12 protein-coding genes are annotated in these 14,478 nt (G+C 57.7%); all 12 read right to left on the bottom strand.

The genetic code is table 11. The annotated features are described in order from the left end of the window. Nucleotides 1-221: 221 nt before the first annotated feature. Nucleotides 222-617, bottom strand: coding sequence for a flagellar protein FlhE (gene flhE / locus F3J28_RS03990; protein ID WP_166872986.1), 396 nt, complete (start codon nt 615-617; stop codon nt 222-224). Nucleotides 618-620: 3 nt separating this feature from the next. After that, nucleotides 621-2,699 carry a flagellar biosynthesis protein FlhA gene (gene flhA, locus F3J28_RS03985; protein ID WP_166872983.1) on the bottom strand — a complete coding sequence of 693 codons (2,079 nt, stop codon included), beginning with the start codon at nt 2,697-2,699 and terminating at the stop codon, nt 621-623. Continuing rightward, nucleotides 2,692-3,843, bottom strand: coding sequence for a flagellar biosynthesis protein FlhB (gene flhB, locus F3J28_RS03980; RefSeq protein WP_008453902.1), 1,152 nt, complete (start codon nt 3,841-3,843; stop codon nt 2,692-2,694). Before flhB ends, flhA begins: the two co-directional genes overlap by 8 nt. A gap of 143 nt (nt 3,844-3,986) precedes the next feature. Continuing rightward, nucleotides 3,987-4,637, bottom strand: a complete 651-nt coding sequence (gene cheZ, locus F3J28_RS03975; RefSeq protein ID WP_008453901.1) for a protein phosphatase CheZ — start codon at nt 4,635-4,637, stop codon at nt 3,987-3,989. A gap of 10 nt (nt 4,638-4,647) precedes the next feature. Then, nucleotides 4,648-5,037, bottom strand: coding sequence for a chemotaxis response regulator CheY (gene cheY / locus F3J28_RS03970; protein ID WP_008453900.1), 390 nt, complete (start codon nt 5,035-5,037; stop codon nt 4,648-4,650). Between the two features lie 19 nt (nt 5,038-5,056). Further along, complete coding sequence (locus tag F3J28_RS03965; RefSeq protein WP_039294605.1) at nt 5,057-6,106, bottom strand: protein-glutamate methylesterase/protein-glutamine glutaminase; 1,050 nt, start codon at nt 6,104-6,106, stop codon at nt 5,057-5,059. After that, nucleotides 6,103-6,969, bottom strand: coding sequence for a protein-glutamate O-methyltransferase CheR (cheR, locus tag F3J28_RS03960; protein WP_008453898.1), 867 nt, complete (start codon nt 6,967-6,969; stop codon nt 6,103-6,105). The genes F3J28_RS03965 and cheR overlap by 4 nt, the downstream gene beginning before the upstream one ends. Before the next feature lie 19 nt (nt 6,970-6,988). Continuing rightward, the gene (locus tag F3J28_RS03955) at nt 6,989-8,593 is read right to left on the bottom strand and encodes a methyl-accepting chemotaxis protein (protein ID WP_166872980.1); all 1,605 of its coding nucleotides are present in this window, start codon (nt 8,591-8,593) and stop codon (nt 6,989-6,991) included. 42 nt (nt 8,594-8,635) lie between these two features. Then, nucleotides 8,636-10,303, bottom strand: a complete 1,668-nt coding sequence (gene tar / locus F3J28_RS03950; protein ID WP_166872977.1) for a methyl-accepting chemotaxis protein II — start codon at nt 10,301-10,303, stop codon at nt 8,636-8,638. A gap of 125 nt (nt 10,304-10,428) precedes the next feature. Beyond that, entirely contained in the window at nt 10,429-11,385 is a 957-nt protein-coding gene (locus F3J28_RS03945; RefSeq protein WP_166872975.1) for a Csu type fimbrial protein, read from the bottom strand. Nucleotides 11,386-11,420: 35 nt separating this feature from the next. After that, entirely contained in the window at nt 11,421-13,700 is a 2,280-nt protein-coding gene (locus F3J28_RS03940; protein WP_166872972.1) for a fimbria/pilus outer membrane usher protein, read from the bottom strand. Nucleotides 13,701-13,755: 55 nt separating this feature from the next. After that, nucleotides 13,756-14,475, bottom strand: a complete 720-nt coding sequence (locus F3J28_RS03935; protein ID WP_166872969.1) for a fimbrial biogenesis chaperone — start codon at nt 14,473-14,475, stop codon at nt 13,756-13,758. Between the last annotated feature and the right edge of the window lie 3 nt (nt 14,476-14,478).

The raw sequence follows: 14,478 nt of genomic DNA, 5'->3' as shown, positions 1-14,478 counted from the left end.
CAGCTATACAAACAAAAACCCGGCCACCGTGCCGGGTTTTCTTTTTTAAGCGACTCAGTAATAGCCGCGCAGATATTCCGTCATACACAGAATGGTCATCAAATGGCAAAAACACAAAGGGACCCCGGGCATGAGTCACTGATTGATAAAACAAAAGGGTTTAACGCGGAAAACGAGAGGTCGGCCAGCGGATGAAGCCCGCTGGCCGGGAAGAGAGAAACTTACTGCACGTAGTTAACGATGACCTGATTACTGCGCACCCGCAGCGGCGGGTACATAGAACCGCCGCCCGGTACTTCCCAGACAAAGCGCAACGGCTGATTTGCATCGGTGTTGGTCAGCCCGCGCGTGGTGCCGTTTTCACCCTCAAGCGGGGTGCAATTCGTCGGCGAACAAAGTTTGACGGTCAGCCCCGCAGGCGTCGGGCCATCCAGCACGTAAGTCCAGGCAATCAGCGTCATTCTGCCGCTGACGGGCTGCATCGGTTTCAACGGCCGGGACGAGGCCGTTACGCCCCGGTTACTGAGGGTCACGCCAATCCCGCTGTCCTGCCAGGAGCCCTCACCTAACGCCAGGGCACCAAACGGCACCAGCAGCATCAAAAGTAACGCTTTCATTCTTTATTTCGCTCCGATAGTTGCCGTCATGCGGATATTGCGGTTGTCGGACAGCTCCAGGCTCGAAAGCACAACCAGCTGCGGTAGCGTTCTGCGTAAGAAGCGTGCCAACAGCGGACGCAGGGCATGGTTCACCAACAGCACCGGTGGTGCACCCAGCATTTCCTGGCGCTGCAACGCATCCTGAGTCTGTTCCAGCAGGCGATCCGCTAGCCCCGGCTCAAGGCCGCCCCCGCCCTGCAGCGCCTGCAGCAGCAGACGCTCAAGAGACGCATCCAGGCCGATAACCTGCACTTCACCGGCGCCAGGGAACCATTGCTGGGTGATAGCCCTGCCCAGCGCCACGCGAACCACGGCGGTGAGCTCATGCGGGTCGCTCTGAATAGGCGCATGCTCCGCCAGCGTTTCCAGAATGGTTCGCATATCGCGGATCGGCACTTTCTCTTCAAGCAGGTTTTGCAGCACTTTATGCAGCGTGGTCAGCGTCACCACCGCCGGGATAAGATCTTCCGTCAGCTTAGGCATTTCCTGCGTCACGCGGTCAAGCAGCTGCTGCGCTTCCTGGCGGCCAAACAGCTCTGGCGCAAACTGTCCGATAAGGTGGTTCAGGTGCGTTGCCACCACGGTACTCGCTTCAACCACGGTGAAGCCCTGAATTTGCGCCTGCTCTTTCAGCGCGCTCTCAATCCAGATGGCGGCCAGGCCAAAGGCCGGATCAATGGTCGCCTCGCCCGGTAACGTCCCTGCGGCGGTGCCGGGGTTAATCGCCAGCCAGCGGCCTGGGTAGGCATCCCCGCTGCCAATTTCTACGCCCTTCATCAAAATACGGTAGCGCGCAGGGGGCAGATCCATATTGTCGCGAATATGCACCACCGGCGGCAGGAATCCCATCTCCTGGGCGAATTTTTTACGAATACTGCGAATACGGCCCAGCAGCTCGCCGTCCTGCTGGAAATCCACCATCGGAATCAGGCGATAACCCACTTCCATGCCCAGCGGATCTTCCAGCTGCACGTCATTCCAGGTCGCTTCCACGGCCTGATTATTTTCCGGCATCTTCACCGGCTGAGGTGCTTCCGGCTCGGCCATCTGGCGGCCACGCATCCACCAGGCCAGGCCCAGCAGTGCGGCGGTAAACAGCAGGAACACAAAGTTCGGCATACCCGGCACCATCCCGAGCAGCCCCAGCACGCCAGCGGCCAACAGCATCACGCGCGGGTTGTTGAACAGCTGGGTCACCATCTGTTCACCGACATCCTGATCGGTCGCCACGCGGGTAACAATCACGCCCGCAGCGGTGGAAATCACCAGCGCCGGGATCTGGGCGACCAGGCCGTCACCGATGGTCAACAGCGTATAGCTCTGTGCCGCCGCCCCCATCGCCATATCGTGCTGGATAACCCCGACCATCAGGCCACCCACCACGTTAATCACCATGATGATAAGCCCGGCCACGGCGTCGCCGCGCACAAACTTACTCGCCCCGTCCATTGAACCGTAAAAGTCAGCTTCCTGGGTCACTTCAGACCGGCGTTTTTTCGCTTCCTCTTCACCAATGATCCCGGCGTTCAGATCGGCATCGATAGCCATCTGTTTCCCTGGCATCCCGTCCAGCACAAAACGCGCCCCGACTTCGGCGATACGTCCTGCACCCTTGGTGATAACCATAAAGTTGATGATAACGAGGATGATAAACACCACGATACCGATGGCGAAGTTGCCGCCCACCAGGAAGTGGCCGAAGGCTTCAACCACTTTACCCGCCGCCGCCGCACCGGTATGCCCTTCCAGCAGGATGATACGGGTAGAAGCCACGTTTAGCGCGAGGCGCAGCAAAGTGGTAAACAGCAGAATGGTCGGAAACGCCGCGAAGTCCAGCGTGCGCTGGGTGAACATCGCCACCAGCAGCACCATGATCGACAGCGCGATGTTAAAGGTAAACAGCAGGTCGAGGACAAACGGCGGCAGCGGCAGCACCATCATCGACAGAATCAGCAGGATCAGTACCGGTCCCGCAAGAATTTGCCATTGCCCAGATTTCATGTTGCCCGGCAGGCGCAACATCGCAGCCAGATTAGCCATCGGAGTCCTTCTCGTTTGCAAAGTCCAGCGCCTCAGGCACCGGCAGATTTTCAGGTTTCTTCGGAATTAAGCCGCCCGCCACGCGCCAGCGGCGCAGCTGCCAGACCCAGGCCAGCACTTCCGCCACGGCAGAATAAAGCTGGCCGGGGATCTGCTGCCCAATTTCCGCATGTCGGTACAGCGCACGCGCCAGCGGGGGGGCTTCCAGCATTGGGATGCGGTTTTCATTGCCAATTTCTTTAATGCGCTGAGCGATCAGCCCGGCACCTTTCGCCAGGACTTTAGGCGCGCTCATTTTGTTTTCGTCGTACTGCAGAGCCACCGCATAGTGGGTCGGGTTGGTCACGATAACGTCAGCTTTTGGCACATCGGCCATCATGCGGCGGCGCGCAATCGCTCTTTGCTGCTGGCGAATACGCCCTTTAATGTGCGGGTCGCCCTCGTTCTGTTTGTACTCGTCACGAATATCCTGGCGAGTCATGCGTAACTTTTTAATGTGGCTGTAAATCTGGAAGAAGACGTCAAATCCCACCATCGGGATAAGCCCCAGAATCACCAGCAGGGCGCAAAGCGCCACCATGTTGAGCGCACTGGCAAGGGCAGTAACCGGGGACTCACTCATCAGGCGCATCATCGCCGGCCAGTTGTGCCACAAATACCAGGCGGCTACGCAGCCCACCAGCACCGCTTTCAGCAGCGCCTTAAGTAACTCCGCTGCCGTCTGCATGGAAAACATCCGCTTAATGCCGGCAATCGGGTTGAGCTTGCCGAGATTAAACTTGATCGACTTGGCGCTAAAGTTCACGCCCCCCAGCAGCATCGGCGCGGCTATCGCGACAATAACCAGGCCGGAGATCAGCGGCAGCAGCGCCATCACGGCAAGCTTAATCAAATGGCTGATCTGATTCACAATCAGGCTGGGGTCGTTGATGATTTTGTGGTCGAAGTGCAGGCCATCAGACAGCATGGCGCCGAGCATCTTGCCCAGCGACGCCCCGCCCATCCAGATAATGCACAGCCCTACCAATAACATCAGCAGGGACGTCAGTTCACGGGAACGCGGGATCTGCCCCTCTTCACGCGCCTTTTCAAGTCGGTGGGCCGTGGGGGCTTCTGTTTTTTCCTGATCGCTATCTTCAGACACCGCAACAATCTCGTGGCCGCATTTTCAAGGACAGCATGCCAGAGCACGGTTGGGCTAATAGAGGAATTACAAACGTTTTTGTACGTTTATTTTGACGTTAACGGGCGGCCTCCCCCACGCACGCGAGAGCGGCCGCCGCTATTTTAAAAGCCTAAGCTGTCCAACAAATCATCAACCTGATCCTGACTTGCCACCACGCCGGCGGCGGAAGCATCAAGCTGCGGGCCGTTCAGCAAGCCTTCGTTCACGCGCTTGGCGCGGGCGTCCGGCTCCGGCATGTTTTCCAGCAGCACCATCAACAGCTGGCGTTCGATCTCCTGGATAACGTCCATCATGCGCTTGATAACCTGGCCGGTAAGGTCCTGGAAATCCTGCGCCATCATGATTTCCAGCAGTTGGGCGTTGGTGAAGCTGGTGTGCTCCGGGACGCCTGACAGGTAGCTGCGGGTGTCAGTCACCAGTTCGCGCGCATCTTTCAGCTCGATCGGATTTTCAAACCATGCATCCCAGCGGCCGCTCAACGCTTTCGCTTCACTTTCCAGCTGGTTCTGGTGAGGCTGAGACAGCTCCACGCAGTTCAGGGCGCGCTCGGCGGCCTGCGCGGTCATCTGCACGACATAGTCCAGGCGATCGCGGGCATCAGGAATAGCTTCAGCCGCTTCAGCAATGGCCTGGTCGAGCCCCAGCTCACGCAGGCTGTCGCGCAGCATGCGGGTCAGGCTGCCGATACGTGCAATGATATCGGTTGGTGAATGCTCGTGTATCTCTGTTGCCGGGTTTGTTGATGAGTGCATTTGCGCCTCCTTACATGCCGAGCTTTTCGAAAATTTTGCCCAGTTTCTCTTCCAGTGTTGCCGCAGTGAATGGCTTAACGACGTAGCCGCTTGCCCCGGCCTGTGCGGCTGCAATGATGTTTTCTTTTTTGGCTTCTGCCGTAACCATCAGCACCGGCATCGCTGACATCGCGCCGTCGGCACGAATGGTTTTCAGCAGCTCCAGACCGTCCATGTTCGGCATGTTCCAGTCGGAAATCACAAAGCCGAAACCACCGGCCTGCAGTTTGTTCAGCGCGTCTACGCCGTCTTCCGCTTCTTCAACGTTATTAAAACCCAGCTCTTTAAGCAGGTTACGCACGATGCGGCGCATGGTTGAAAAGTCGTCTACGACCAGAAACTTGAGTTCTTTGTCCGCCATAAAATCCGGGCTCCTTCAGTTAAATACGTATTGCCTGTCCGGCACTAATTTTCGCCAGCATCTGCTGGCTAACCTGGCTTAAATCGACCACTTCGCTGACGCCACCGGAATTGATGGCCTCACGCGGCATGCCGAACACCACACAACTTGCTTCGTTTTGGGCGATGGTCCACGCCCCTGCCTGGTGCATCGCCAGCATCCCGGCGGCACCGTCATTACCCATCCCGGTGAGGATCACGCCCACGGCGTTACGCCCCGCGTGTTTCGCCACCGAATGGAACAGCACATCCACGGCCGGGCGATGCCGGTTCACGGGTGGGCCGTCATGTAATTTGATTTGATAGTTTGCACCGCTGCGCGCCAGCTCCATGTGCTTATCACCCGGGGCGATATAGGCATGGCCCGGCAGTACGCGCTCGCCGTCTTCGGCCTCTTTAACGCTGATCTGGCACAGCTTGTTCAGCCGCTCGGCGAACGAACGGGTGAAACCCGGCGGCATATGCTGGGTAATCAACAGCGCCGGGCTGGAAAGCGGCAGCGGCTGCAGCACATGGCGAATCGCTTCGGTGCCGCCGGTTGAAGCCCCAATGGCAATCAATTTTTCCGAGCTAAGCAGCGGCCCGGCCTTCAACGTCGCAGGCACGGCGGCTGGCGCATGTGCGGCAATCTTAGCCCTGGCGGCGGTTCTCACCTTTTCAGCAATCATTTCGCTGTAGGCCAGCATCCCTTCGCGAATGCCCAACTGCGGCTTGGTCACGAAGTCGATAGCCCCCAGCTCCAGCGCGCGCAGCGTCACTTCCGACCCTTTGCCGGTCAGCGAAGAAACCATCACCACCGGCATGGGCCGCAGGCGCATCAGCTTCTCCAGGAAGTCGAGGCCGTCCATTCGCGGCATTTCGACATCCAGCGTTAACACATCCGGATTGAACTTTTTAATCAGATCGCGCGCCACCAGCGGGTCCGGGGCGGTAGCAACCATTTCCATATCGCTATGACTGTTGATAATTTCCGTCATTATCTGCCGCATCAGCGCAGAGTCATCGACCGATAAGACACGTATTTTCGTCATGTTCTTTCCTTACTCAGGCCATAGACCGTCTGACCACGCAGCCAGAAGTCACGGCTGAGGTTACTGAAGTTCTCCGAATGCCCGGCAAACAGCAGCCCGCCGGGTTTCAGCAGCGGAACAAAGCGCTGCAAAATCGCCTGCTGTGTAGGTTTATCGAAATAAATCATCACATTGCGGCAAAAAATGGCGTCAAATGGCCCCGGTACCGGTGCCTGCTTGTCCAGCAGGTTGATCGGCGCAAAATCAATATGATTCGACAGTTCACTGCGCACCCGGACCAGCCCCTCATGCGGCCCCGTGCCGCGCATGAAATAGCGCTGCATCTGTACCGGCGAAAGCGTTTTCAGCTCTTCCTGGCGATAAACGCCGCTCTGGGCTTTCTCCAGCACCTGAGTGTCGATATCGCTGGCAAAAACCTTCCAGCGTCCTGCGCCGCCCCCCAGCACATCCGCCAGGGTAATGGCGATGGAATAGGGTTCTTCGCCGGTCGAAGCCGCCGCACTCCAGACTTTATAGTCCCCGCTGCGTTTGCGGGCATGCTCCGCAAGGATAGGGAAATGGTGTCCTTCGCGAAAAAAAGCGGTCAGGTTAGTGGTCAGCGAGTTGATAAACGCCTGCCATTCGGCGCTGCTGGAGTTAGCTTCCAGCATGCCTAAATAGCGGCCAAAATCATCCAGACCCAGCAGACGCAGGCGGCGAACCAGACGGTTATAAACCATGTCCCGTTTATGGTCGGCCAGCACGATACCCGCGCGCTGATAGATCAACTGGCATATCCGACGAAAATGCGCGTCGGACAGCGGCAGACGCTGTGTCATCTGTAGCATTAATGACTGTTGCCCGGTGGGCGTCGATGATGTCATAGCGCCTTCTTTATTCCCTTCAAGATGTTACCCATTCTCCGGTCGCGGCGAATTCACTGGCTGCGGGCTCAGCGTCGGCACCGCTCAGGTGAAATACCGCCACCACGCCGGAAAGATATTCAGCCTGCCCCGCCAGCGCATCGGTGGCGCTGGCGGCTTCTTCAACCAGCGCGGCGTTTTGCTGCGTGACCTGATCCATCTGGCTGACCGCCTGAGCGACTTGCTCAATCCCACGGCGCTGCTCATCTGACGCCGAGGCAATTTCGCCCATAATGTCGTTCACCTGGGTGACCGAACGGACAATTTCAGCCATCGTTGTCGCCGCCGTATCGACCAGCTTCGATCCCTGCTGCACGCGGTCAACGGACTCTTCAATTAGCACTTTGATCTCTTTGGCCGCCTGCGCGCTGCGGCTGGCCAGGTTACGAACTTCCCCGGCAACCACCGCAAAACCACGCCCCTGCTCCCCGGCACGTGCCGCTTCTACCGCCGCGTTCAGCGCGAGGATATTGGTCTGGAACGCAATGCCGTCGATCACGCTGGTAATGTCGCTAATTTTCTGCGAACTGCCGGCGATGTCACGCATGGTGTTTGCCACGTTCGCTGCCTGCTGCCCGCCCTGCTTCGCGGTATCAGCCGCGCTGCGGGAAAGCTGTGCCGCCTGGCGAGCGTTATCGGCGTTCTGCCCGACTGTAGCCGTGAGCTGCTCCATGCTGGCCGCAGTTTCTGCCAGGGAAGCCGCCTGCTGCTCGGTTCGAGCCGACAGGTCGCTGTTGCCTGCGGCAATCTCACCGATACCGGCGTGCATGGAGCGGGTGCCGCTGCGCACCTGGCTGACCGTCTCTTTTAACGCCGTCTGCATATTTTTCAGGCTGGCGAATATCTCCGAGATCTCATTGCGCCCGAAGACCGAAATTGGCTTCGCCAGGTCCCCGGCGGCAATGCTGTCAAAGTGGCTACGGACAATCGCCAGCGGCTGCACAATCATCTTGCGCGACCAGGCCAGGGAGCCGAGCAACAGCACCACGGCGATGATCGTCACCACGGTGAAAATCACCGCGGAGATATGGTAGTTTTTCTGGCTGTCGCCGCTCGCGGTTTGCACAATCTGATTAATGCTCTGCTGCCAGGCATTGAAGTTCGCATCAAAAACGCCCTGCGACTTCTGTACCGGCGCGGTCATAAAGTCGGAAAGCTGGTTGTTCTCAAGCCACGTTGCCTGATGCTGGAGATCGTCTCTGAACGCCGTATAGCTCTCTTTCGTCGAGGCCAGCATTGTCTCAGCCTCGCCCTCTTTCGCCGGGATCTCGAGGAACTGGTTAAACAGCATATCCGCCTGCTTCAGGCTGCTGCGGGCATCCGCCATCAGGCGTTTGATATCGTCCGGTGGATAGCTGAGTGCGGTCAGCGTACCCGCCCGGTTTAAGGCATTGCTGGCCTGCAGTAACGCGGCCCGGCTTTGGGTTAACGCATCGCGCTGCTGATTGCTAACCTCGACCCTTTTCAGGTTCTGGAAATCGTCACGAAAAGCCCAGAAAGACAACCCATTACTGCCAATCTGCAAAACGCCGCAGACAATCAAAATCAGGAAAAGCGTGGTCGAGATCCGGATACGGTTTAACATCAAAGCTTCCCTCTGCCGGCCAGCAGGCCGGTATTCATCTGATCAGAAAGTTTCCCAGTTATCGTCATCCCCGGCCCGGGCCGGAGTACGCGGGGCATGAACCACAGGGCTTTGCGCTACCGGCGCGGCCGCTGCAGGTTTTTTACTACCCGCATTCCCTTGCAAACGGAACGTCGCAACCGACTGAGTCAGGCGACTGGCCTGCTCCTCCAGCGCGGCGGCCGCGGCAGCAGACTCTTCCACCAGCGAGGCGTTCTGCTGCGTCACTCTGTCCATCTCAGACACGGCCAGGGCGACCTGGTCGATACCCCGGCTTTGCTCATCAGAGGCGGAAGCGATTTCCCCCATGATGTCCGTGACCCGCGTCACCGCGTTCACGATGTCGCTCATGGTTTCCCCTGCGCTTTCCACCAGCACGGACCCCGTGTCCACGCGCGAAACGGAATCTTCAATCAGCAATTTAATTTCTTTTGCCGCCTGGGCGCTGCGGCTGGCTAAGTTACGTACTTCCCCGGCGACAACCGCGAAACCGCGTCCTTGCTCGCCCGCACGCGCGGCTTCTACCGCCGCATTCAGCGCCAGGATATTGGTCTGGAAGGCAATCCCGTCAATCACGCTAATGATGTCGGCAATTTTCCTGGAGGAACCCGCGATGTCATGCATGGTTTTCACCACACCATCCACAACCTTGCCGCCGCGCTGCGCGGTTTCGGACGCATTCAGCGCCAGCTGAGAGGCCTGACGCGCGTTTTCGGCGTTCTGCTTCACGGTGGCGGTGAGCTGCTCCATGCTGGCGGCGGTTTCTTCCAGGGACGCCGCCTGTTGCTCGGTGCGGGATGACAGATCGTTATTGCCTGCGGCAATTTCGGTGGTGCCGCTGTAAATGGCATCCGACCCTTCGCGCACGCTGCTGACGGTGGTAATCAGTTCCTGCTGCATGTGCTGCACGCTGGAGGCAAGCTGGGTCAGCTCGTTTTTCCCTTCAACGTTAATTTTTTCCGTCAGGTTACCGGCCGCAATCTCGCGGATATGCCCGATCACCACGTTCAGCGGCTTAAGCAGAATCTGACGCATCCCGACCCACACCAACAGAATGACTGCGGCCAGCGCCAGGGCTAAAATGCCAAGCTGCCAGATAGCGAAGGTGTAGCCGTCGCGGCTGTCGACGTACGAGGCTTCGTACATGCGATCGTTCAGCGCCAGGTAGCCGTCGTAGGCTTTTTCCAGCGCATTCTGCATACCCTGGGTCGACTGACCGAAATAGGCATCCATGTTGCCGCTTTCCAGGTAGCCAATCAGCTCCGCCAGCGCCTGATGGTAGGTCTGGTAATCACCGTCGATATCTTTCACCACGGTGTTCATTTCGGCTGAAATGGGCGCAACCTGTTTAAAGTTGTTGTAGTGCTGCTCGGCGCTGGCGAGGGATTTCTTCGCATTGTTCAGCAGATCGGTTTTGGCTGCGCTCTGGCTATTGGCCGGATCCATCATCATGCGCGCGGCAGAGCGGCTAAGGTTAATGCGCGTGTGCAACATCAGGATCCATGCCTGATTTAATTCGGCCTGCTGCACCCGCAGTTCGCGGGAGACTTTGAAGTTATCATTGTTGTTTTTTAACGAATTAAAGAACATTCCACCGGAAATGATTTGCAGCAGCGCGAACACCACCAGCACCATCATCAGCATGGTGACAACGCGAATACGCTTTAACATAGGACGCCCTTTTAACGACTTGTTCCCGAGGTTATCGGCACCGTCAGCGGGAACTTTACGTTAAGTCACAGGGAAATTAACCGGTTGCGCCATGGCAACCGGCTATCTGTCAGTAAGAGGAACGATCAATAGGTTACGGTAATGGTCACCGTGTCAGCATAGTTGTCTGGCGTGTAATTGGTGCTCGGAATAGTGACATAGACCTGGTATTGCTGCGCTCCCCCGTTACCGGTGCTGGACGGCATGTTCTGCGACGTGTTGCCCCACACCGCCCCGGAGGTTCCGGTGGCTTGTCTTAGCTGATAAGGCACCTGATCGGTATTACTTCCCGTGCCTGACAGCACCCCGGTGCCGCCCGTGTTGCCGTTCGATGGCGTCAGGCCCACGGTGTAAACCGTACCGGTGGTGCAGGCAATGCCGATGGTGTTATTCGACGCCACATTGCTTTGCATAGCCGCCACCGGCCCGAAGCTAACGTTATTGGCGTAGCTGACGTTGCACTGCTTGCCCACGGTCGCCACCACGTTGAAGGGAAAGTTTGCGACCACGCTGGTGCCACAGCTGGAGGGGGGAGCCAGCAGGCCGGTATTCATTGTGACGGTGGTCATGCCGCTGGTGTAAGTATCCTGATACCCGCCTTGCGCGGCGGATATTTGCGGCAGCGTCATTTGGGCGTAGACCGTCAGGCTGCCGGTGACGGGCGTCAGGTTAAGTAAATTGAGCGGCACCATTGGGTAGGTCGTTCCCGACTGAAACTGGCTCCCCCACGCCCCCCCGCTTAACGTTCCCTGATAAAGCTCATAGGACAGCGTACTGGCAGGCGGCCCGGCAAAAGACATTTTGTGATTCCCTACCCCGGCCCCGTCAATATTAAAGCAGAGTGTCACCCCGGCCAGCAGATCGCCCAGTTGTTTGGAGCAGCTGTAATCGAAGGTCATTGAAGTGTTGGGCGTGCCTGTCGCCAGCGGGTTGATGGTGCCAAAGTTAACGGTTTGCACGTTGCTCACCGAGCATACAACCGCATGGCTAATCCCGGGGGACAGCAAGAGCACCGCCAGCAGCAGTAATTGTTTTAATCTCATGCGGGTCACTCCTGTCTCAAAAGTCCACGCGTACGCTATCGGCACACAACCGGGCCAATAGTCGGTACGCTTTTCTGATTCTCTGGATAGTCAAACTCAGCCACACAGATGCCGCTTTCTGTCGTCACCCGGAGCTGATTGTGCAGCTCAAGCGCATCGAAATAGGTCATGCCATCAAACCCGACAATCGAGTCCTGTCCAGTGCCTGACTTCAGCCTGACCGGGCTGCCTTCGGCGATGGCTTTGCCTTTCGCGTCAACCAGGCTTATCTGGGCGGCGCGAACCGGCTTGATATCAAAATGCACCAGCGTCCCGGAGCGGTCGGCTGGGGTAGCGTTCAGGCTGACGCTGCGGATCCGCATGTTGGCCGGCAGGTTCATCGGATCGATACTGATCAGGTTGTTCTGGTAGCTGTTGAGCGGCGTCACCAGTAGCCGTCCGCTGCTGTCGCTGTTGCCCACCAGGTTATGCTGCAGCTTGACCGGTACATCGGGAATACCGTCCGTAGAAACCACGGCAAACCCGTTGTTGATCTCCCGGGCGGCAAACACGCCGCCGCCCATCATCACCAGCGACCCCGTCGCCCCCGCATAGCCGTAATTATTGTCTGGAATGCTGCGGAAGCCGGTATATACGCGGCCATAGCGCCCCAGGTAACCCACTTCACCCTGCCCGGTTTGCTGTGAACTTTGCTGGCTGGCGGCCACGTTCCAGCCAACCCCGCCCTCGGACGGTGGATTCTGGCTGGCATTGAGCTGGTAACCCATCTTGTCCCCGGTACGCTGCACCGTCGCTCCGGCCGTCAGGCTATTGCTGGTACTGACGGTCAGCATCAGGTACACGCTGCGGTCGCGGGTATCATCAATATTCTGGTTAAAGCTGGCGCTTAAGGAGATGTTTTCCGTGATGGGTTTAAACCAGCTGGCGTTGGCGTAGCGAATAGCGCTTTGGTCAGGGTAGCGAAACTGCAGGTAACTCAGACTGAGATTCCCCCCCACGCCAAAGTTATACCCCACTACCGCGCTGCCGCTGAAGGCAGGCGGCGGGGCTCCATAGCGTGTGGCAACATCGTGATAATCGCCGGAGGTCGCCGTGGCGCTGGAGCTAAAGCTGAAGCGCCCGCCGGACCAGCGATAGCCGAGCCCATACAAATAGCCATTCTCCCCGGCATCCGAACTTGCCGCCAGCGCGGTTGAGATCGTCCCGGACTGGCTCCAGGGGATCCAGTCGCTGCTGACGCCCCCGTTGACCAGGCTGTCGCTGGCCTCCATATGGCCCCCGGCGGTCAGGCTGTTGCTGAAGCCCCGCCGCCAGGTACCGCTGAACGCGGGTTCGCTGGCGTAGTCGAAGGAGGAATAGCCGTAGTTTTTTCTGACCACGCCCAGCTCAAGGGACCAGTCCGTGAGTCCTTCCCTCAGCAGGAGCTGATCGTTATAAAAAGAGAAGTTCTGCACGCTGGTTCTGCCCAGGGCATCGGTCATCATCACCTGAGCATTCCCTGCGCCGGTGATGTTTGGCAGCGTATTCAACTGGAAACTGCCCGCCGGAACCTCGCCGTTATAGTATTTAACCCCGTTGACATACAGCTCAACGCTGGAGGGCAGCGTGGCCGACCCCAGAAACGCCGGCAGCGGGGTCGTGGGCATATAAGGGTTGAGGCCAAAATCCGTCCCGATTTTCACCCCGGCAATGCGGGTCTGGCGGGACCATGAAAGCGAACTGGTGAGCGTATCGCCGAGCGTAACTGCCAGCATTTTATCGGGAAAGGAGGAGCGCCAGCTGGTGTCCAGGCGGCTAAAAGACTGATTGCTATTCTGTTCCGTGCTGTAGCGGGTAAGCTGGGTCGAGCTCAGGACGCCTGCCGAATTAAACGCCCGGAACTCACTGAATGTGTTGAAATTGCTGTTCTTGCCGCTGTCGCCGTAAAGGTCGTAATTCAGCAATGCCCCAAAGGCATTGTCGGCCTTCGGCGAGGACATATCGGACTGATTGAGCTGGGTGGTTTTCAGATCTAACAGGCTCAGCGGCGCGGTCAACGCCAGGGTTTGTTGCTGCACGTTATAGTCAACTTTGACCTGGGCAATGTCATTCAGGTAATACGGCGGCTGTGCTTTTTCCGGCAGGTGAAATCCCAACTGACGCAGGGCCATCGCGTCGCCGTAGAGTTTTCCCTGCGCGTAGCCAAGATGAACCAGACCCACGGCATTCCCGTTCACCGTCGTGTCCAGATATAAATCCACGCCTACAGGCTGAGCTGTATCATTGCTGGCCGCATTCTGAGGTAAGTCATTATTAGTATTTTGTGCTGCTGTCATGCCTGAGAAAAATAAACCATTAAGCAATACAATATTTACCAAAGAATATGGCCAGTCATAGATTTTGTTCTGTTTTTTGACCATTGATAGTGACTTCAACCTTTCCACTGTGATAAGCATCACTGGCAGACGAAGATATTATCCACCGCATAGTTGAACCGGGAAGAACATAACCTAACAGACCTGGCGTAATCGTTTTTCGCACGCCATTAGCCTGAATAAATGTCATGGCAGAAAGCTGGGCGTGGCTGTTTCCCTGATTACTCACGTCAACAAATGTTTTGCCATCGGTTTGCACCAATGCCCATTTAAGTTTCGCGGTGTTTTCAGCCTGCCCCACAGGCTGCAAAAACACCGGGACGGAATAGCGCATAACATACTGAATAGTATTTTTCTGCACTTTGGCAGGCGGCAGCTCATCAATAAACAAGCGATAGGCCTGTTCCACCTGATTGGTGGCAGGCGTCGTGCGGATCACGCGAACAAGCTGGCGCTCCCCGGCGGGCAGCGTCACGATGGGGGGGCTGATAACCAGCCCCTGAGAGGTTGACAGCCTGTCGGCATTGCCGCTTTGCTGCCAGTTGAAAACCCGTACCTGCGCGTTGAGCGGCGCAGTCCCTTCATTACTTAACCAGATACCGTCCGCATTTTGTGCGGCGCTCAACGTCAGGTTAACCGGCGATATCTGCAGGCCACCGGCTAACGCATTTTGTCCCACGGCCAGCGCCAGCCACAGGCATGCGCTGGCCGGGCGTCCACCTAATTTCATTTTCATCCG

The organism is Enterobacter sp. Ap-1006 (assembly GCF_011752835.1).
GTDB lineage: Bacteria > Pseudomonadota > Gammaproteobacteria > Enterobacterales > Enterobacteriaceae > Cedecea.
The sequence above is the reverse complement of the archived record's forward strand: the minus strand, read 5'-3'. Positions and strand labels throughout refer to the sequence as shown.